This is a genomic window from Microbacterium sp. NPDC057659 (assembly GCF_042799915.1).
GTDB lineage: Bacteria > Actinomycetota > Actinomycetes > Actinomycetales > Microbacteriaceae > Microbacterium.
In genome coordinates this window covers 561479-579467 of record NZ_JBHVHU010000001.1, presented here as the reverse complement: position 1 = coordinate 579467, position 17989 = coordinate 561479, and the positions used below count along the sequence as shown (strand labels likewise).

The window sequence follows — 17989 nt, the reverse complement described above, 5'->3', positions numbered from 1 at the left end:
GCCGGGCCTTCTCAGTCGGCGGACGGAACCCGGATCATGATCTCCTGTGCGACGCTGGCGACCAGCACGCCATCGCGCGTGTAGATCCGGCCGGCGGCGAGCCCGCGGCCGCCGCGGGCGTTCGGCGACTCCTGCACGTACAGCAGCCAGTCGTCGACGCGGGCGGGGCGGTGCCACCACATGGCGTGGTCCAGGCTCGCCACTTTGAGACCGTGCTCGGCCCAGGACAGACCGTGGGCGCGCAGGATCGACTCCTGGATGGACATGTCGCTCAGATAGGCGAGAGAGGCGCGGTGCAGGCTCGGCGCGTCGGGCAGCGGGGCGCGCATCCGCATCCACACCGCCTGAGCCGCCACGCGCTCGGCGCCGGCGTCGACGTAGATCGGCCCGTCGACGTGACGCATGTCCACGGGACGGTCGGTGAGCATGCGCTGCGACAGCGGATGGATGTCGGGCGAGAGCGCCTCGTCGTTCGCGAGGGTCTCGGGGTCGGGCACGCCCTCCGGCATCGGAGCCGCGTGCTCGAGACCGGGGCCGTCGTCCTGGAAGGACGCGATCATCGAGAAGATCGGCACGCCGTTCTGGTACGCCTGCGCGCGGCGGGTGGAGAAGGAGCGTCCGTCGTGGATCCGGTCCACGGCGATCGTGATGCCCTTGGATGCATCGCCGGGGCGCAGGAAGTACCCGTGCATCGAGTGCAGGATCCGGCCCTCGGCGACGGTGCGCTCCGCGGCGATCACCGACTGCGCGAGCACCTGGCCGCCGTAGATGCGGCCGGTGGGCATCGGATGCGAGATACCGGTGAAGATGTCCTCTGTCGTGCGGGCTCCCGACACGTCCAGCGACAGAACTTCCAGCAGTCCGTCGACCGTCTCCTGTGCGTCCATCGCCTGCCTTTCACTCGATGACGCCGGCCGGGTCGGCTCGGGGCACCGATGGATAGTCTAGATGTCGTGTCCCCACGTCTCGTCCTCGCCGATGCCCACACCGCCCAGGACGTGCTGACGTTCCTCGGCCGTTCCCGTGCGATCTCGGATGACGGCGTGCGTCTGCAGGCGGCGAACGGCGTGCTCGCGCTCACGGCCGCGGCACTCGCACCGCAGGGACTCTTCGACCGCACGCCGACCGTGCTGGCCATGCGCATCGTGCATGCCGATCCCGAGCTGGAGTGCGACCTCGTCGTGGACGACCTGTCCGACACCGAGGATGATCGGATGCTGCAGCTGCCCGACGCCGGCCGTTCGCCCGCCTGGGCGGGCGTCGCCCCGCCCCGCGGCGGCTGGCAGCCGAGCGGTTCACTGGACGCCGTGGTGATCGCCGAACGCTCGCAATGGGGCATGTCGGCAGTCGCGCGCGCCGCCGGTACGCAGTCGGGTGAGGAGATCGTGCGCGGGGTGCGGGCATCCGTCTGGGGCGAGCCGGACGAGGATCTGCTCGGCCTTCCTCGAGGTGTCGCATTCGCCGCGCAGGCGTTCGGCTTCCTCTCCGTCGATGAGCAGGTGCCGGTGACGGTCTCGGGACGCTGGACGCGCCTCGCATTCCGCCGCGGCCATGTGCTCAGCCGCGGGCCGGCCGCAACCGGCCTGACGGCCGTGCGTCAGACGGGCGCCGCCGACCAGCGTTAGCGCGCCGCGGCGCGCCCCGCCTGGCGCCCGGAGAACAGGCATCCGCCGAGGAACGTGCCCTCGAGGGCCCTGTAGCCGTGCACACCACCACCGCCGAAGCCGCTGGCCTCGCCTGCGGCGTACAGCCCGGGAATCGGCTCACCAGCCGCGTCCAGCGCACGGCCGTCGAGATCGGTCTGGATGCCGCCCAGCGATTTCCTGGTCAGCACGTGCAGTTTGACCGCGACCATCGGCCCGGCCGCCGGGTCCTGCAGGCGGTGCGGCGCGGCTGTGCGGATCAGCTTGTCGCCGCGGTAGGCGCGCATCGAGCGCAGCATGCCGATCTGGGCGTCCTTGGTGAAGTCGTTCTCGATCTCGCGGTCTCGCGCGATCACCTCGCGGCGCACCCGGTCCAGGTCGAGCGCGTCTCCGCCCGGCATCGCCGCCATTCCGGTCAGCAGCGTCTCCAGGTCGTCTTCCACGACGAAGTCCGGGCCCTCGTCGAGGAAGGCCTGTACGGGCCCGGTGGGACCCTTCGCCAGCCGGGACTTCAGCAGCAGCTGCACATCCTTGCCGGTGAGATCCGGGTTCTGCTCGCTGCCGGACAGCGCGAACTCCTTCTCGACGATCTTCAGCGACGTGACGAACCAGGAGTGGTCGTGCCCTGTCGTGCGCAGATGTGCGAGAGTGCCGAGCGTGTCGAATCCGGGGAAGAGCGGCACCGGCAGCCTCGCACCGGTGGCGTCCAGCCACAGTGAGGACGGGCCGGGCAGGATGCGGATGCCGTGTGCGGGCCACACCGGATCCCAGTTCGTGATGCCCTCGACGTAGTGCCACATGCGGTCCTCGTTGATGAGGCGTGCGCCGGCGGACCGGGCGACGTCGTGCATCGACCCGTCGACGTAGGCGGGGACGCCGGTCAGCATGTGCTGCGGGGGAGTGCCGAGGCGCTCCGGCCACATCCTGCGGACCAGGTCGTGGTTGCCGCCTATGCCCCCGGATGCCACGATCGTCGCTCCCGCGACGATCTCGAAGGACCCCACGACCTCGCGGCTGCTCTCCTCACCGCGATCGGCGGGACTGTCCGCCAGTATCTCGCCGCGCGCGCCGGTGACGGCGCCGTCTGCGACGGTGAGCTCGGTGACGCGATGTCGGGGGAGCACGGTCAGCCGACCGGCCTTCTCCGCCTCGAACAGCGCGTCTGCGAAGGGTGCGACGATGCCGGGCCCGGTACCCCAGGTGATGTGGAAACGCGGCACAGAGTTGCCGGGGCCGATCGCCCCGTACCCGCCGCGCTCGGCCCAGCCGACGACCGGGAAGAAGCCGACCCCTCGTTCGCGCAGCCAGTCGCGCTTCTCTCCGGCGGCGAACTGCAGATAGGCCTCCGCCCAGCGCCGCGGCCACTCGTCCTCAGGGCGATCGAAGCCGGCGTTTCCGAACCAGTCCTCGCGGGCGAGCTCCAGCGAGTCGCGGATGCCCATCCGCCGCTGCTCGGGCGAGTCGATGAAGAAGAGACCGCCGAACGACCACCATGCCTGCCCGCCCAGGTTCGAGCGTGGCTCCTGATCGATCACAGTGACTCGCCGGCCGGCGGCGACGGCCTCGGTCGCGGCGACGAGGCCGGACAGGCCCCAGCCGATGACGAGCACATCGGTCTCGTGGGTGCTGGACGTGGACATGGCGACTCCTTCGTCGTCGATGCGGAAGTGCGGATGCTACGAGGTGAGGCCCAGGTCGGGGCGGATCTGCGCCTGCTGGACAGGGCCGACGCCGGAGGGCTCGAAGGTGTTCACCAGAGAGTGCGCTGCGCGCTGCAGGTAGTCCCAGAAAGTCGCGTCGTGCAGCGGGGAGAGCTCGGCTTCGTCGAGCGCTGTTCGCATGTGTGCGAGCCAGCGGTCCCGAGCATCCGGGTCGATGTGGAAGGGCACGTGCCGCATGCGCAGCCGAGGGTGTCCGCGCTGCTCGCCGTAGACCGACGGTCCACCCCAATACTGCTCGAGGAACATCCGCAGACGGTCCTGCGCAGGGCCGAGGTCTTCTTCGGGGTACATGGGGCGCAGGACCGGGTCGGTGGCGACCTCGCGGTAGAACACTCGGACGATCTTCTCGAACGTCTCGTGACCGCCGATCTCGTCGTAGAAAGTCACTTCTTCGTCCCGCCTTCCGTGCCGCCGTCGTTCGTCGTCTCCCCGGGCTTCTTCGCGTCTGCGGACTTCTTCCGGCGCCACACGCCGCGGTCCACGACCGGCACACCGGTGACCGGAGTGGGACGGGTCTTCGGGGGATTCGCGCCGCGCACCCGGCGTGCGCCGTCCAAGCCGGTGGGGACCACGCCGACGAGGCTGGGCACAGCGATCTGCTTCTCGTCGAAGGCCTTCTTGAGGCGCGCGCGAAGCTCCTGCGCGACGTCGTCCTTCGCGTTGGCCCTGGTCTTGATGACGACGCGCACCACCAGCGCGTCGCCGTCGATCGACTCCAGACCCCAGATCTCGGGCTTCTCGATGATCCTGGTGCGCCACTTCGGATCCTTCGCGAGAGCCTGCGCTGTCTCGAGCATCGTCTGCTCGACGTCGTCGAGGTCGCTGTCTGCCGGAAGGCCGAGGTCGACGATCACGCGTGCCCAGCCCTGCGACATGTTGCCGATCCGGGTCACCTCGCCGTTGCGCACGTACCAGAGCGTGCCGTTCACATCGCGGACCTGGGTGATGCGGACGCTGACGTACTCGACCACGCCGGTGGCGAGGCCCAGGTCGACGACGTCGCCGATGCCGATCTGATCCTCGGCCACGATGAACATGCCGTTCAGGACATCCTTGACGATGTTCTGCGCACCGAAACCGAGTCCGGCACCGACCGCGGCGGTGAGCAGCGTCAGGGAACCGAGGATGTCCGGGTTGATGGCGCTGACGATGAGCACCAGAGCGACGATGACCAGGGTGACGTTGACGATGTTCTGCAGAATCGTGCCCAGAGTTCTGGTGCGCTGCACCAGGCGCATGTCGGCGAGAGGCGAGCGCTCCAGCGCGACCGTGTCGGTCACCGCGGCCTTGTTCTTCGCGTTGTCGACGATGCGGTGCACCACGCGCCGGATGACGAGGCGCAGCACGAAGGCGATCGCGATGCAGACCGCGATGATCACCGCAACGTTCAAGAGCGTCAGGCCGACATCGCGGAGGACAACCAGAACCTGCTCCCAGAAGGAGAGCTTCGTCGGGTCCGTGGGCGCGGTCGGGGCCGGTGTCTCTGCAGCGAAGGGGAGGAACATCATCCCCTCGATTCTACTGATGAGGCCTCTCCGCACGCTGTGTGCGGAGAGGCCTCATCGAAGAGATCGGGGATCAGTCGTCGGCGTCGCGGGCCTGCGCTGCGAGCGCGCGCTCCACATCGGCGAGGTTCTCGTGCACGAGTCGACGCAGCGCAGGGGCGGCGTCCTGGTTCGAGGACAGCCAGGCGCGGGTGGCATCCCGCAGCTCGACGGTCGCGAGCGACCGCGGGTACAGGCCGACGACGAGGTAGTCCGCGATCTGGTACGTGCGCGACGTCCAGATGGGCAGCAGCATGTCGAAGTACTTCGGCACGAACTCGCCGAGCACCTCGACACCGGAGGCGTGCACGAAACCGGCGGCGGCGGCACGCACGATCGTGTTCGGCAGGTCGGCGTTGTCCACCAGCGAGGTCCAGGCGGCCTGCTTGGCGTCGGCGGAGGGCAGCGCGGCACGAGCCTGGGCGGCGAACTCGGCGCCCTTCGACGTGTTGTCGGCAGCCAGGGCGGCGTCGATCGCCGCGGCATCCGTCGCGCCGACGGCCGCGAGGCCGACCAGCAGCTGCCAGGACAGGTCCGCGTCGATCTCGAGGCCTGGCAAGGTGTCCTCGCCGGAGCGGAGACGGCCGACGACCCCGGCGTGCTCGGGCGTGACGAGGATGTTCGCGAAGGCGGTGACCAGCTGCAGCTGGCTGTCGCTGCCCGCGGCGGCACCCTGTGCGAGCGACCACAGGCCGTCGGCGACCTTCTCGCGCGAGGCGGCGCGCTGCGACGGCGTGACATACGTCGACGCGGCGAGGTTCAGCTGGGCGAGGGTGGTGCGGATGGTGGTCGACTCGGTCTCGCGACCGATGTTCCCCAGCACCAGGTCGATGTAGTCGCTCGCGCTGCTCTCTGCATCGCGCGTCTGGTCCCAGGCCGCACCCCAGACGAGCGACCGGGCGAGCGGGTCGCTGATGTCGGAGAGGTGCTCGATCGCGGTGGCCAGCGACTTCTCGTCGAGACGGATCTTCGCGTACGCGAGATCCTTGTCGTTCAGCAGCACCAGCGCGGGGCGCTTCAGTCCCTGCAGCTCGGGCAGCTCGGTGCGGTCGCCGTCGACGTCGACCTCGACGTAGTGCGTGCGCACCAGAGCGCCGCCGTCGAGGTCGTAGAAGCCGATGCCCAGACGGTGCGGGCGGATGGTCGGGTAGTCGGCCGGCGCCGTCTGCGTGACCGCGAAACGGGTGATGACGCCGCTGGAGTCCTCGGCCACGACAGGTGCGAGGGTGTTCACGCCCGCGGTCTCGAGCCACTTCTTCGACCACGTCGTCAGGTCGCGGCCGCTGGTGCGCTCCAGCTCGACGAGCAGATCGCTGAGCTCGGTGTTGCCCCAGGAGTGCTTCTGGAAGTACGCCGACACGCCGGCGAAGAAGGCGTCGATGCCCACCCAGGCGGTGAGCTGCTTGAGCACCGATCCGCCCTTGGCGTAAGTGATGCCGTCGAAGTTGACGAGCACGTCCTCGAGGTCATTGATCTCGGCGACGACCGGGTGCGTGGAGGGCAGCTGGTCCTGACGGTAGGCCCAGGTCTTCTCCATGGCGTTGAACGTGGTCCACGCCTCGGTCCACTCGGTGGCCTCGGCGGTGGCGATGGTCGACGCCCACTCGGCGAACGACTCGTTCAGCCAGAGGTCGTTCCACCACTTCATGGTGACCAGGTCGCCGAACCACATGTGCGCGAGCTCGTGCAGGATCGTGACGACGCGGCGCTCCTTGACCGCGTCGGTGACCTTGCTGCGGAACACGTAGGTCTCGGTGAACGTGACGGCGCCGGCGTTCTCCATCGCGCCCGCGTTGAACTCGGGCACGAACAGCTGGTCGTACTTCGCGAACGGGTAGGGCACGCCGAACTTCGACTCGAAGTAGGCGAAGCCCTCGCGGGTCTTGTCGAAGATGTAGTCGGCGTCGAGGTGCTGCCACAGGCTCTTGCGCCCGTAGACGCCGAGCGGGATGACGCGCCCGGAGGCGCTGGTCAGCTCGGAGAACACTGACTCGTAGGGACCGGCGACGAGCGCGGTGATGTAGGAGGAGATCCGCGGGGTGGGCTCGAAGCCCCACGTGGCGATCGTGGTGTCGTCGTGCACGATCGGCTCGGGCGTGGGCGAGTTCGACACGACCTTCCAGGCAGACGGGGCGGTGACCGTGAACTGGAACGTCGCCTTCAGGTCGGGCTGCTCGAAGACGGCGAAGACGCGGCGGGAGTCGGGCACCTCGAACTGCGAGTAGAGGTACACCTCGCCGTCGACCGGGTCGACGAAGCGGTGCAGGCCCTCGCCGGTGTTGGTGTAGAGGCAGTCCGCGTCGACGACGAGCACGTTCTCGGCCTGCAGGCCCTCGAGCGCGATGCGGGAGTCCGCGTACACGGCGCTGGGATCGAGCTGCTCTCCGTTGAGCGAGATCTCGCGCACGTCGCGCGCGATGAGGTCGATGAAGGTGAAGGCCCCCGGGGTCGCGGTGAAGCGAACGACGCTGCGCGATCCGAACACCTCATCGCCCTTGGTGAGGTCGAGCGTGACCTCATAGGACTGCGTGTCGATGACGGCGCGGCGCTCCTGCGCTTCGATGCGGGTGAGGTTCTCTCCAGGCACAGCTCTTCTCCCAGTGGTGAGGGGGTGTCGCCACGGTCCGGCGCTGCTGGCGCCGACGGCAACCATGACAGCCTACGCCAGGCGCCCGCGCCGTCGAATTCCACGGTCGGCGGCATCGGGACAGTCATAGGGAGCGGTGGAAGGATGGTCGGGTGACCGTCAACCCTGTCGATTCCGTTCCGTTCGCCTCCCCGGCCGCCGCCGTGGGCACACCGTTCGTGGAGACCCCCGTGGCCTACGACGCGATCCTGCTCGCCGGCTTCGGCGGCCCTGAGGGCCAGGAGGACGTGATCCCGTTCCTGCGCAACGTCACGCGCGGGCGGGGGATCCCCGACGAGCGCCTTGAAGAGGTTGCGCATCACTATCGCCACTTCGGTGGTGTCAGTCCCATCAACGGGCAGAACAGAGCGCTGAAGGCGGCCCTCGAGGAGGAGCTCGCGGCGCGCTCGATCGACCTTCCCGTGTACTGGGGCAACCGCAACTGGACTCCGTACCTCGAGGACGCCGTGGCCGAGGCAGCGGCGAACGGCCACACGACGCTGCTCGCGTTCGCGACGAGCGCCTACAGCTCGTTCTCGAGCTGCAGGCAGTACCGCGAGGACTTCGCGCGCGTCCTGGGCGGTTCGCAGTACGAGGACGTGGTCACCATCGACAAGATCCGTCCGTTCTTCGACCACCCGGGTTTCGTCCAGGCCTTTGTGGACGGTGTGCACGACGCGCTCTCCGGTCTTCTCGCGGACGGGATGTCGCCGGAAGCCGTGCAGGTGCTCTTCACGACCCACAGCATCCCGTCCGCCGACGCCGTGCGCTCCGGCCCCCGCGACGTGGAGTGGGGCGAGGGCGGCGCGTATGCCGCGCAGCACGAGGCCGTCGCCGCCTGGACGATGGATCGCGTCGCGCAGCTCCTGCCCTCGGCTGCGGACGTCCCGTGGGAGCTCGTGTACCAGTCGCGGTCCGGCCCCGCCTCGCAGCCGTGGCTCGAGCCCGATGTGTGCGACGTGATCGAGGAACTCCCCGAGCGGGAGCGGCAGGCCGTCGTCGTCGTTCCGGTGGGCTTCATGAGCGACCACATGGAGGTCCTGTGGGATCTCGACACCGAGGCGAAGGAGGCGGCGGAGACCGCCGGCCTGCGTTTCATCCGCACCCCGACGCCCGGCGTGTCAGCCGGGTTCGTGGCCGGGATCGTCGATCTCGTGCAGGAGCGGCTCGAGGGCCGTCCTCCCGCGGATCGCGCGCACGTGACAGGGCTCGGGCCCTCGTTCGACATCTGCCGTCCCGGCTGCTGCGAGAACGTGCGCGCCGGGTTCAAGCCCGCCGCTGCAGGCATCGCTCCGTGACGCGGGGAGAGTGGATCGGCGCCGGGAACTGCTGATCCTGCGCCGAATAGGATGGAAGCCATGCGCATCCACCTCGCCACCGACCACGCCGGACTCGACTTCTCCACTCGTCTGCAGGAGCATCTGCGTGCCGCCGGACACGATGTGGTCGACCACGGTCCGCTGTCCTACGACCCCCTGGACGACTACCCGGCGTTCTGCATCCGCGCGGCACAGGCCGTCGTGAGCGATCAGGCGGCCGGAGTCGAGGCGCTCGGCGTGGTCTTCGGAGGATCGGGCAACGGCGAGCAGATCGCGGCGAACAAGGTCGCCGGCATCCGTGCGGCGCTGGTGTGGAACCTGTCCACCGCCGAACTCGCTCGCGAGCACAACGATGCCAACGTGATCTCGATCGGCGCTCGCCAGCACACCTTCGAGGAGGTGACCTCGTTCATCGACCGGTTCATCGCGACACCGTTCTCGGACGAGGAGCGGCATGTGCGACGCATCGGCCAGATCGCCGATTTCGAGCGCGACGGATCTCTTCTGCCGGACCCGCGGGCCTGAGATGCCCGAGGGCCATTCCGTCCACCGCATCGCCCGTCAGTTCGACCGCAACTTCGTCGGCCGCGAGGTCGTGGCGTCCAGCCCGCAGGGACGCTTCGCCGAGGGCGCGGAGTTCCTCAGCGGCCGTGAACTGCTCGACGCGAAAGCCGTCGGCAAGCAGATGTTCCTCGGCTTCGACGGCGACGCCTGGCTGCGCGTGCACCTGGGCCTGTACGGGGCATGGGACTTCGCCGGCGAGATCCTCGTCGACCCGACGATCGCGTCCGCCAACGGGCGGATGGGGCAGACCAACCAGCGCGGCACGGATCTGGATGCTCCGATCCTCGACGACGCCGGCGAGAACTCGCTCACGTCGATCGGCGCACCGCGGCGCACCCGCGTGCACGTACGGATGTCGGAGCAGACCAAGGGCCTCGAGGACGAGGGTGATCAGTGGCCGCCGCCGGTCGTCGGACAGGTCAGGGTGCGTCTGCTCACCGACGTGACCTGTGCCGACCTTCGTGGCCCGACCGCATGCCAGGTGCAGACGCCCGACGAGATGCTCGCGACGATCGCGAAGCTCGGGCCGGACCCGCTGGTCGGCGACCCCGCCGAGGGCGAGGAGCGCTTCACCGCAGCGGTGCGGAAGAAGGGCACGCCGATCGCGCTGCTGCTGATGGATCAGGCCGTCGTCAGCGGAATCGGCAACGTCTATCGCGCCGAGATGCTGTTCCGGGCGCGGCTGAATCCGCACACGCCGGGTAAGCAGGTGCCCGAGGAGGTCGTTCGCGAACTCTGGCGGGACTGGGTGCGCCTTCTGGCGATCGGCGTCGAGACCGGCCAGATGATGACCATGGACGACCTTTCGCCGGATGAGTACCGCGCGGCCATGGCCAGTCGCGACGACCGGCACTGGGTCTACCACCGGGCCGGCCTGCCGTGCCGGGTGTGCGGCACCGAGATCGCACTCGAGGAGATCGGCGCGCGCAAACTGTACTGGTGTCCCTCCTGCCAGCGCTGACTCCCGGACCCGCCGCGCCCGAGGCGGGATGCTGGGAGCGCGCTGTGTAAGGATGACCGGACTCTCTGCAACGACGCGCGACAGGAGATCCGATGGACCTTTCCGGCCTGCAATCCGTACTCGAGAAGATCAGCTCCTGGATCTGGGGACCCTGGATCCTCATCCCGCTTCTGCTGGGAACCGGCCTCTATCTGACGATCCGCCTCGGCGGCATCCAGTTCCTCCGGCTCGGTTCGGCACTGCGGCTGGGCATCTTCACGCGGAAGGACCCCGGCGCTGACGACGGCGACATCTCGCAATTCCAGGCGCTCACCACCGCGCTGGCGGCGACGGTCGGCACGGGCAACATCGTCGGTGTGGCGACGGCGATCGGCATCGGCGGTCCCGGCGCACTGTTCTGGATGTGGGTGACCGGCCTGCTGGGCATGGCCTCGAAGTACTCCGAGGCGTTCCTCGGTGTGCGGTTCCGCAAGACGGATGCCGCGGGCGAGAAGTCCGGCGGACCGCAGTACTACCTGGAGCGCGGCATCCCGAACAGGTTCGGCAAGTTCCTCGCGCTGTTCTTCGCGATCGCCGCGGTGTTCGCCTGCTTCGGCATCGGCAACATGACGCAGGGCAACTCGATCGCCACGAACATGGAGAACAGCTTCAACGTGCCGACCTGGGTGACCGGGCTCGTGCTGACCGCGTTCGCGCTGCTCGTGCTGGTGGGCGGGATCAAGTCGATCGCCCGCGTGACTGCGGGGCTGGTGCCGATCATGATCATCTTCTACGTGCTCGGGGCGCTGTACATCCTGATCGCGAACATCGCCGACGTGCCGGCCGCCTTCGCCCAGATATTCACCGACGCGTTCACCGGCACGGCTCCGGTCGGCGGCTTCGCCGGTTCGGCGATCATCATCGCCGTGCAGTTCGGAGTCGCCCGCGGGATCTTCTCCAACGAGTCCGGCATGGGCTCCGCGGCGATCGCCGCGGCCGCCGCCAAGACCACGCATCCGGTGCGGCAGGGGCTGGTGTCGATGACGCAGACCTTCATCGACACGATCATCGTCGTGACCTGCACCGGCCTGGTCATCATCACCACCGGCGTGTGGAACATGACCGATCCTGAGACGGGCGACCAGATCAGCGCGGCGCTCATGACGGGTGAGGCGTTCTCGCACGGTCTGCCCGGCGAATGGGGTCACTACATCGTCACCATCGGCCTGGTGATGTTCGCCGGCTCCACGATCCTGGGCTGGTCGTACTACGGCGAGCGGTGCATCGAGCGGCTGATGGGGCGTCGCGCAGTGATGCCGTTCCGCGTGATCTTCTCGCTCGTGGTGTTCATCGGGTGCACGGTGCAGCTCGGCGTCGTGTGGGCGTTCTCCGATGTGATGAACGGCCTGATGGCGATCCCGAACCTCATCGGCCTGCTGATCCTGTCGGGCCTGATCGCCCGAGAGACGAAGAAGTACCTCGACAACGATCCGAAGCTGCGCGCGACCAAGGACGAGATCGACCTGTTCATGGCTGACGATCGCGATTTCCAGGAGTGGAAGACGCAGGCCGTCCCGGTGGTGGGGTCGCAGCGGTAGCGGACGGGCTCATTGCGGCCCCGGGGAGGCGATCCCCGGGGCCGCCTTCGCCGTAATCTGGTCTCATGCGCCAGAACCCGAGCTTCGCGATGACCGATGTGACAGAGCTGAGGAGGGTGATCGCGCACAACCCGTGGGCGACACTGGTCGCAACGGGACCCGACGGTCTGGTCGCCTCCCACTACCCGGTGCTGCTTGATCCCGAGCGCGACGATCTGACGGTGGTCGGCCACGTCGGTAAGCCGGACGACCACGTGCTGGGTCTGGGCGAGACCGAGCTCCTGCTCGTCTTCGAGGGCCCGAACGGCTACATATCGCCGAGCTGGTACGGCGACGTCAAGGCCGTGCCCACCTGGAATTACGTGGCGGTCCATCTCGCCGGCATCCCCGAGGTCGTCGACACCGCCGAGAACCTGAAGATCCTCGACGAGCTGGTCGCGCGCTTCGAGTCCCGCCTGCCGCAGCCGCGGCTGATGTGGGAGGCGCCGAACACCGACGAGTTCGTCCGCGTGCTCGAAGCGGGCACCGTCGGCTTCCGGCTGACCCCCACCCGGGTGACGGCCAAGCGCAAGCTCAGCCAGAACCGGCCGGATGACGTGGTCGAGACGATCATCGCGGAGCTGGACGGCGACAGCGAGTACGCGCATCCCGCCCTCGCGGCCGAGATGCGCCGTGCGCACGAGGCACGTCTGGCGCACCGCGGATGAGTGCCGATCTGCTGCTGCGGGCGGTCCGGGTCGCCGGCCCCGGAAGCGAACTGCTGCCCACGGACGATCCGGTCGACATCCTCGTGCGGGACGGTGTCATCGCGGACATCGCACCGACCGGCAACCTGCGCCCATCGGCCGAGGTCATCGACGGCGACGGTGGCTGGGTCGTGCCGGGACTCTGGGACAATCACGTGCACACCGTGCAGTGGGCGCTCACCGCGCAGCGGGAGCCGCTGCACGACGTCCAGAGCGCAGCGGACGCAGCCGCACGGATGTCCTCGGTCGCGCCGCTTCCCGACGGACGTCGGATCGGCACGGGATTCCGGGACGCCCTCTGGCCGGACGCACCGTCGCTCCGGCTGCTCGACGCCGCCACCGGTGAGGTGCCGACGTACCTGCTCAACGCCGATGTGCACAGCGTCTGGCTGAACTCGGCGGCGCTGCGCCGCGAGGGGTTCGAAGGGCAGGACGACGACGGGATGCTGCGCGAGCTGCCGGCGTTCGAGATCTCGCGCCGGCTGAACGCCGTCGATGACGTGATGGCCGATGCTGCTGTGGCCGAGGCCGGCCGTCGTGCCGCCGCGCGCGGCGTCGTCGGACTCGTCGACTTCGACATGGGATGGAACTCCGACGCCTGGCAGAGACGCGTCGCTGCGGGGTTCGACGCGCACCGCGTGGAGTTCGCGGTCTATCCGCACGACCTGGAGCGCGCGATCGCCGCAGGCCTGCGCACCGGTGATCCGTGCGAGGGCGCGGGGACGCCCGAGGCCGCGCGCGGTCTGATCCACGTCGGCCCGCTCAAGATCATCACCGACGGTTCGCTGGGCACGCGCACCGCCGCGTGCTCGCATCACTACCCGGGCGATGCCGCCAACTTCGGCGTGCTCACCGTGCCGCCGGAGGAGCTCGCGACGCTGTTCACGACGGCGACCGGCGCGGGACTGGCCGTGGCTGCGCACGCCATCGGGGATCGCGCGGTCACCGCGGTGCTGGACGCGTTCACCAGCACCGGGGCCGTGGGCACCGTCGAGCACGCCCAGCTCGTGCGCCACGCGGACCTCGCGCGCTTCGCACGCCTCGGAGTGATCGCGAGCGTGCAGCCGCAGCACGCGCTGGACGACCGCGACCTGGTCAGCCGGCTCTGGAAGGACCAGACATCCGTCGGCTATCCGATGGCGGCGCTGCGAGACGCCGGCGTCGAGATCCGCTTCGGGTCGGACGCACCCGTGACCCCGCTCGACCCGTGGCACGCGATCTCCGCCGCCGTCACCAGGACGGACGACGACCGGGAACCGTGGCACCCGGAGGAACGGCTCACGGTCGCCCAGGCGCTCGCTGCCGCGACCCGCACCGAGGTCCGGATCGGTTCGCGTGCCGACCTCGTGCTCTGCGGCCTGGATCCACACGCGGCCACGGGTCCGCAGCTGCGCATGATGCCGGTGCGGGCCACTGTGCTCGGCGGGCGGATCACGCACCAGGAGTGACGCAGCGCCGTCCGGGGGAGCGAGCGGCCGCACGCTAGTGTCGTATGGTGCAGTCAGAAGCAGTCGCCCCCACCCGCAAGACCCTGCGCCGGGAACGTTCGCCGGAGCATGCAGCGGGTAATCGGTTCATCCCTCACGTGCAGGGTCTCCGCGCGATCGCGGTGCTCTTCGTGGTGCTCTATCACTTCTGGCCGGGGCGGCTCAGCGGCGGCTACGTCGGCGTCGACATCTTCTTCGTCATCTCGGGCTTCCTCATCACCTCGCATCTGGCCAGGGAACTCACCTCGACCGGGACTGTGAAGCTGGGGCAGTTCTGGGCTCGTCGTGCCAGGCGTCTGCTTCCGGCGTCCCTTCTCGTACTCCTGTTCTGCGCGCTGGTCGCGGCATCGCCGTATCTCACTCCGACCTCCGCGCTGCCCGCCGAGATCAAGGAGATCATCGCCTCCACCTTCTACGTGGAGAACTGGTATCTGGCAGGGAACTCCGCCGACTACCTCGCGCTCTCCGGGGACCCGACGACTGTCCAGCACTACTGGTCGCTGTCGCTCGAGGAGCAGTTCTACGTGCTCTGGCCGCTGATCATGCTGCTCGCGGCATGGATCGCCGTGAAGTGGCTCCGCGGCGACCGCCTGAAGGCAGCAGCCGTCGCCATCGGCGTCGTCTCGGTCGCATCGTTCATCTTCTGCGTCATCTACACGGCGACGAATCCGGCGCCGGCCTACTTCGTCACCTTCGGCCGGATGTGGCAGTTCGGTGTGGGCGCGGTCATCGCGCTCGTCCCGATGCTGCGCGTGCGCAACGCGATGGTCAGCTTCATCCTCGGATGGGGCGGCATCCTGGCTCTGCTCTACACCGCCTTCCGCTTCGACGGTCAGACGCCGTTCCCCGGATACATGGCGCTGCTGCCGACCCTCGGGGCTGCCGCGATCATCTCCGCATCCAATGTCGATCGGTGGTGGTACCCGACGCGCGTCCTGGCCATCCGTCCGATGCGCTTCACCGGTGACATCTCGTACAGCCTGTACCTCTGGCACTGGCCGCTGATCATCATTGCGCCCTCGGTGCCGTTCTGGGGCCTGTCGATCTACCACCGGGTCGCCCTGCTCGTGATCTGCTTCGTCCTGGCCTGGTTGACGAAGAAGTTCGTCGAGGACCCCACGCGCTCGTGGAAGGTGCTCACGAGTCGTCGTCCGCGCGTCACGCTCTGGGCGGCCCTTGTCGCCATGCTCGTCGTCGGCGGCACCGCCGCCGGCGCGTGGGCGGTGAACGCCGGCACGTACCAGCAGGGCGTGCAGGCGATCCAGGAGCTCCGTGACAACCCGCCGAGCTGCTTCGGCGCGGCATCCGTCCTCGACCCGTCGTGCGGCGATGCACCGGAGTCGGACACGATCCTCCCTGCGCCCGGCTTCGCGGGCGTCGACCGCCCGGCCGACGAGCAGTGCTTCGTGCAGCTCACCGACTCGCGCCCCGTCTCCTGCGAGTTCGGATCGGATGCACCGGATGCGCCTCGCGTCGCCCTGATCGGCGACAGCCATGCGTTCCAGCTGCTCAGCACGTTCGAGGACATGGCGAAGCGGGAGGGGTGGCACCTGACCACCTACTTCAAGGGCGCCTGTCCCTGGAACACCACGCCGCTGTCGACGGGCGGCGCCTTCGGCGCGGCCTGCGCCGACTGGCGAGCAGCAGTCGCCGACAAGCTCGCCGATCAGGACTTCGATGTCGTCTTCACTGCGGCACTCGCCGGAACGCCGTACTCCTCCGCGGGGTACGACTCCTCGCATGACGCCGCTGTGGCCGGCTACCAGAAGGCGTGGTCGACCATGACCGATCGCGGCATCCCGGTGGTGACCGTCATCGACAACCCCGCATGGGAGACCGACCCGAACAAGTGTCTCCGTACCCGCGACCAGGCGGACTGCGCCGGCCCGCGCGCGGATCTGCTGACGGACAGCGATCCGCTGCGCGCGGCGGCGGACGGCGCGAAAGATGTCACGCTCCTGGACTTCACCGACGTGTACTGCGACGACAAGACCTGCTTCCCGGTGGTGGGCGGCGCGAACGTGTACCGCGACCAGGACCACCTCACGGTGAGCTTCGTCGACACGCTGGCGCCCTATTACACCGAGGCCATCAAGAAGGCGATGAGCGCGAACTGATCGCCCTCTTCCACGACAAAGCTCCCCGGACCCTCAAGTCCGGGGAGCTTCTTCGTCTCAGATCGCTGTTCAGGCCGCGACGTGCGAGAACAGGAACCAGCGGTCCTTCTCGAGTCCGCGCTGGATCTCGATCGCGACGTCCTGGCTGGTGAGATCGACCTCGTCGAGCCCGTCGACTGCGGCCTTCACGTCGACGAGGATCGCGTCGATGTCGGCGATCACGGCGCGGACCAACTCATCCGAGGCCGCGAAGCCGGCGGCGACCTGCGTCGAACCCGCCTTCTCGGCGACGGTGCTGATGCGCGCGTCGATCGGCAGCCCGAGGGCGACGATGCGCTCCGCGGCGGTGTCGGCGAACTCGCCCGCGTTGGCCACGACGGTGTCGAGGAACTCATGCACCCCGATGAAGTTGGCGCCGCGCACGTGCCAGTGGGCCTGCTTGCCGTTGACGACCAGGGCCTGAAGGCCGAGGACGACGGGGGACAGGAACTGTGCCGCGGCTGCCGCGACGGTGGGGTCGCCGGCCGTGGCGGGGATGGTCTTCGAAGCGCTCATGTGTTCCTCCGGGGTCGTGAATCGCTGCCTGATGACCTCAACGCTACTCAGCGTGAAATGTTCCGCAAGCAAGCTGAGGCAACGCTAACCGGCGCGGAATCACGCGGAAGTTTGGGTAGTCTCACCTACATGACCGTCTCCTCCGCAGCATCCGTCCTGGCTCTGCCGGGCAAGGCCCCGCAACTGCACGACGACTCGTTCGTCGCCGACGGCGCACGCATCGTCGGCGAGGTCTCCCTGGCTGCCGGCGCGAGCGTCTGGTACAACGCCGTCCTGCGCGGGGACTCGGCGCCGATCTCGATCGGCGCCGGCAGCAACGTCCAGGACAACGTCTCCGTGCACGTCGACAGCGGTCACGGCGTCCTCGTCGGCGAGCGGGTCTCGATCGGGCACAACGCGGTCGTGCACGGCTGCACGATCGGCGACGGATCGCTCGTCGGGATGGGCGCCGTCGTACTCTCCGGCGCGGTGATCGGCAGGGGATGCCTGATTGCCGGAGGGGCCGTGGTCCTCGGCGGCACCGAGGTGCCGGACGGCTCGCTGGTCGCCGGAGTCCCCGCGAAGGTGCGCCGCGAGCTCACCGACGAGGAGCGTGCGGGCCTCATCGAGAACGCCGAGATCTACCTGCGCCACACGCAGACGCACCGAGGTGCGACGGCGCTCTGACGCAGCCCGGTAGGCTGGAGTACCTACGGGGCGGTGGCCAAGCTGGTCAAGGCAGCGGGCTCATAACCCGACGATCGTGGGTTCAAGTCCCACCCGCCCTACTCGTTCTTCCGCTGACGGATGCCGATCCCGATGCTCACGGCCTCGTGATCGGGTTCCGTTTCGCCTCCCCGCGTCACAGCTGCTCGACCGGATATCGGTCCCGGATGTGCTCCTGGAAGTACCGGCCGACGCTCGGAGCCTCCACGAACGCGCGGTGCACCGACGGCGGGACGGCGTAGTAGCGGTAGCGGTCCGAGCTGCGGAACTCCACCTCGAGCACCGCAGTGCCAGGGTCGTAGCCGACCGAGGCAATCGCCGAGGAGCGGACCGGCTGCCGTCTCATGACGAGCCCTTCGCAGCGTCATCGAGGGGTCTTGCAGCGGATCGGTCCATGCGAGGGAGCGTACGCCCGGTTCGCGCC

The 17989-nt window shown here is 68.8% G+C and carries 16 protein-coding genes and 1 tRNA gene; 10 read left to right on the top strand and 7 right to left on the bottom strand.

Features of this window, described 5'->3' with window-relative positions; translation table 11 throughout:
• Window positions 1-11 precede the first annotated feature (11 nt).
• Window positions 12-887, bottom strand: coding sequence for an acyl-CoA thioesterase (locus ACFVAE_RS02820; RefSeq protein ID WP_378887664.1), 876 nt, complete (start codon window positions 885-887; stop codon window positions 12-14).
• A 66-nt stretch (window positions 888-953) separates the two neighbouring features.
• Here ACFVAE_RS02820 and ACFVAE_RS02815 point away from each other — a divergent pair, with 66 nt between their 5' ends.
• Window positions 954-1625 (top strand): hypothetical protein, encoded by a 672-nt coding sequence (locus ACFVAE_RS02815; protein WP_378887663.1) that lies wholly within the window; start codon window positions 954-956, stop codon window positions 1623-1625.
• Here the strand turns inward: ACFVAE_RS02815 and ACFVAE_RS02810 are convergent.
• The 4 genes from ACFVAE_RS02810 to pepN form a co-directional block, all read right to left on the bottom strand.
• Complete coding sequence (locus ACFVAE_RS02810) at window positions 1622-3283, bottom strand: FAD-binding dehydrogenase (protein WP_378887661.1); 1662 nt, start codon at window positions 3281-3283, stop codon at window positions 1622-1624. The two genes, ACFVAE_RS02815 and ACFVAE_RS02810, sit on opposite strands and share 4 nt — an antisense overlap.
• 36 nt (window positions 3284-3319) lie before the next feature.
• Window positions 3320-3751, bottom strand: coding sequence for a globin (locus ACFVAE_RS02805; protein WP_378887659.1), 432 nt, complete (start codon window positions 3749-3751; stop codon window positions 3320-3322).
• Complete coding sequence (locus ACFVAE_RS02800) at window positions 3748-4869, bottom strand: mechanosensitive ion channel family protein (RefSeq protein ID WP_378890462.1); 1122 nt, start codon at window positions 4867-4869, stop codon at window positions 3748-3750. Before ACFVAE_RS02800 ends, ACFVAE_RS02805 begins: the two co-directional genes overlap by 4 nt.
• Before the next feature lie 73 nt (window positions 4870-4942).
• Entirely contained in the window at window positions 4943-7495 is a 2553-nt protein-coding gene (pepN, locus tag ACFVAE_RS02795) for an aminopeptidase N (RefSeq protein WP_378887657.1), read from the bottom strand.
• A 152-nt stretch (window positions 7496-7647) separates the two neighbouring features.
• Between pepN and ACFVAE_RS02790 the strand changes: the two genes are divergently transcribed.
• From ACFVAE_RS02790 to ACFVAE_RS02760, 7 genes are all read left to right on the top strand, one after another.
• Complete coding sequence (locus ACFVAE_RS02790) at window positions 7648-8832, top strand: ferrochelatase (RefSeq protein WP_378887655.1); 1185 nt, start codon at window positions 7648-7650, stop codon at window positions 8830-8832.
• Window positions 8833-8892: 60 nt separating this feature from the next.
• Window positions 8893-9378: a ribose-5-phosphate isomerase gene (locus ACFVAE_RS02785; protein WP_378887653.1), complete on the top strand. Its 486-nt coding sequence runs from the start codon at window positions 8893-8895 to the stop codon at window positions 9376-9378.
• Between the two features lies 1 nt (window position 9379).
• Entirely contained in the window at window positions 9380-10378 is a 999-nt protein-coding gene (locus tag ACFVAE_RS02780) for an Fpg/Nei family DNA glycosylase (RefSeq protein ID WP_378887651.1), read from the top strand.
• 92 nt (window positions 10379-10470) lie between these two features.
• Window positions 10471-11955 carry an alanine/glycine:cation symporter family protein gene (locus ACFVAE_RS02775; protein WP_378887649.1) on the top strand — a complete coding sequence of 495 codons (1485 nt, stop codon included), beginning with the start codon at window positions 10471-10473 and terminating at the stop codon, window positions 11953-11955.
• Between the two features lie 65 nt (window positions 11956-12020).
• A complete protein-coding gene (locus ACFVAE_RS02770; RefSeq protein ID WP_378887647.1) occupies window positions 12021-12662 on the top strand; it encodes an FMN-binding negative transcriptional regulator in 642 nt (213 codons plus the stop codon).
• Entirely contained in the window at window positions 12659-14149 is a 1491-nt protein-coding gene (locus tag ACFVAE_RS02765) for an amidohydrolase (RefSeq protein WP_378887645.1), read from the top strand. The genes ACFVAE_RS02770 and ACFVAE_RS02765 overlap by 4 nt, the downstream gene beginning before the upstream one ends.
• Window positions 14150-14196: 47 nt before the next feature.
• Window positions 14197-16305: an acyltransferase family protein gene (locus ACFVAE_RS02760; RefSeq protein WP_378887643.1), complete on the top strand. Its 2109-nt coding sequence runs from the start codon at window positions 14197-14199 to the stop codon at window positions 16303-16305.
• A gap of 69 nt (window positions 16306-16374) precedes the next feature.
• Here ACFVAE_RS02760 and ACFVAE_RS02755 read toward each other — a convergent pair whose 3' ends face one another.
• Window positions 16375-16860, bottom strand: coding sequence for a Dps family protein (locus ACFVAE_RS02755; RefSeq protein ID WP_378887641.1), 486 nt, complete (start codon window positions 16858-16860; stop codon window positions 16375-16377).
• Between the two features lie 129 nt (window positions 16861-16989).
• Between ACFVAE_RS02755 and ACFVAE_RS02750 the strand changes: the two genes are divergently transcribed.
• Both ACFVAE_RS02750 and ACFVAE_RS02745 read left to right on the top strand, forming a co-directional pair.
• Entirely contained in the window at window positions 16990-17526 is a 537-nt protein-coding gene (locus ACFVAE_RS02750) for a gamma carbonic anhydrase family protein (protein ID WP_378887639.1), read from the top strand.
• 27 nt (window positions 17527-17553) lie between these two features.
• Window positions 17554-17627 (top strand) — tRNA-Ile (locus ACFVAE_RS02745).
• Between the two features lie 74 nt (window positions 17628-17701).
• On the opposite strand, the gene ACFVAE_RS02740 is transcribed toward ACFVAE_RS02745, so the two are convergent.
• Window positions 17702-17911, bottom strand: coding sequence for a KTSC domain-containing protein (locus tag ACFVAE_RS02740; RefSeq protein ID WP_378887637.1), 210 nt, complete (start codon window positions 17909-17911; stop codon window positions 17702-17704).
• Window positions 17912-17989: the final 78 nt, after the last annotated feature.

Coding starts and splice junctions, on each gene's coding strand:
- ACFVAE_RS02770 (WP_378887647.1), top strand. CDS start 12,021: ATGCGCCAGAACCCGAGCTTCGCGATGACCGATGTGACAGAGCTGAGG.
- ACFVAE_RS02785 (WP_378887653.1), top strand. CDS start 8,893: ATGCGCATCCACCTCGCCACCGACCACGCCGGACTCGACTTCTCCACT.
- ACFVAE_RS02810 (WP_378887661.1), bottom strand. CDS start 3,283: ATGTCCACGTCCAGCACCCACGAGACCGATGTGCTCGTCATCGGCTGG.
- ACFVAE_RS02765 (WP_378887645.1), top strand. CDS start 12,659: ATGAGTGCCGATCTGCTGCTGCGGGCGGTCCGGGTCGCCGGCCCCGGA.
- ACFVAE_RS02740 (WP_378887637.1), bottom strand. CDS start 17,911: ATGAGACGGCAGCCGGTCCGCTCCTCGGCGATTGCCTCGGTCGGCTAC.
- ACFVAE_RS02800 (WP_378890462.1), bottom strand. CDS start 4,869: ATGTTCCTCCCCTTCGCTGCAGAGACACCGGCCCCGACCGCGCCCACG.
- ACFVAE_RS02755 (WP_378887641.1), bottom strand. CDS start 16,860: ATGAGCGCTTCGAAGACCATCCCCGCCACGGCCGGCGACCCCACCGTC.
- ACFVAE_RS02775 (WP_378887649.1), top strand. CDS start 10,471: ATGGACCTTTCCGGCCTGCAATCCGTACTCGAGAAGATCAGCTCCTGG.
- ACFVAE_RS02780 (WP_378887651.1), top strand. CDS start 9,380: ATGCCCGAGGGCCATTCCGTCCACCGCATCGCCCGTCAGTTCGACCGC.
- ACFVAE_RS02820 (WP_378887664.1), bottom strand. CDS start 887: ATGGACGCACAGGAGACGGTCGACGGACTGCTGGAAGTTCTGTCGCTG.
- ACFVAE_RS02750 (WP_378887639.1), top strand. CDS start 16,990: ATGACCGTCTCCTCCGCAGCATCCGTCCTGGCTCTGCCGGGCAAGGCC.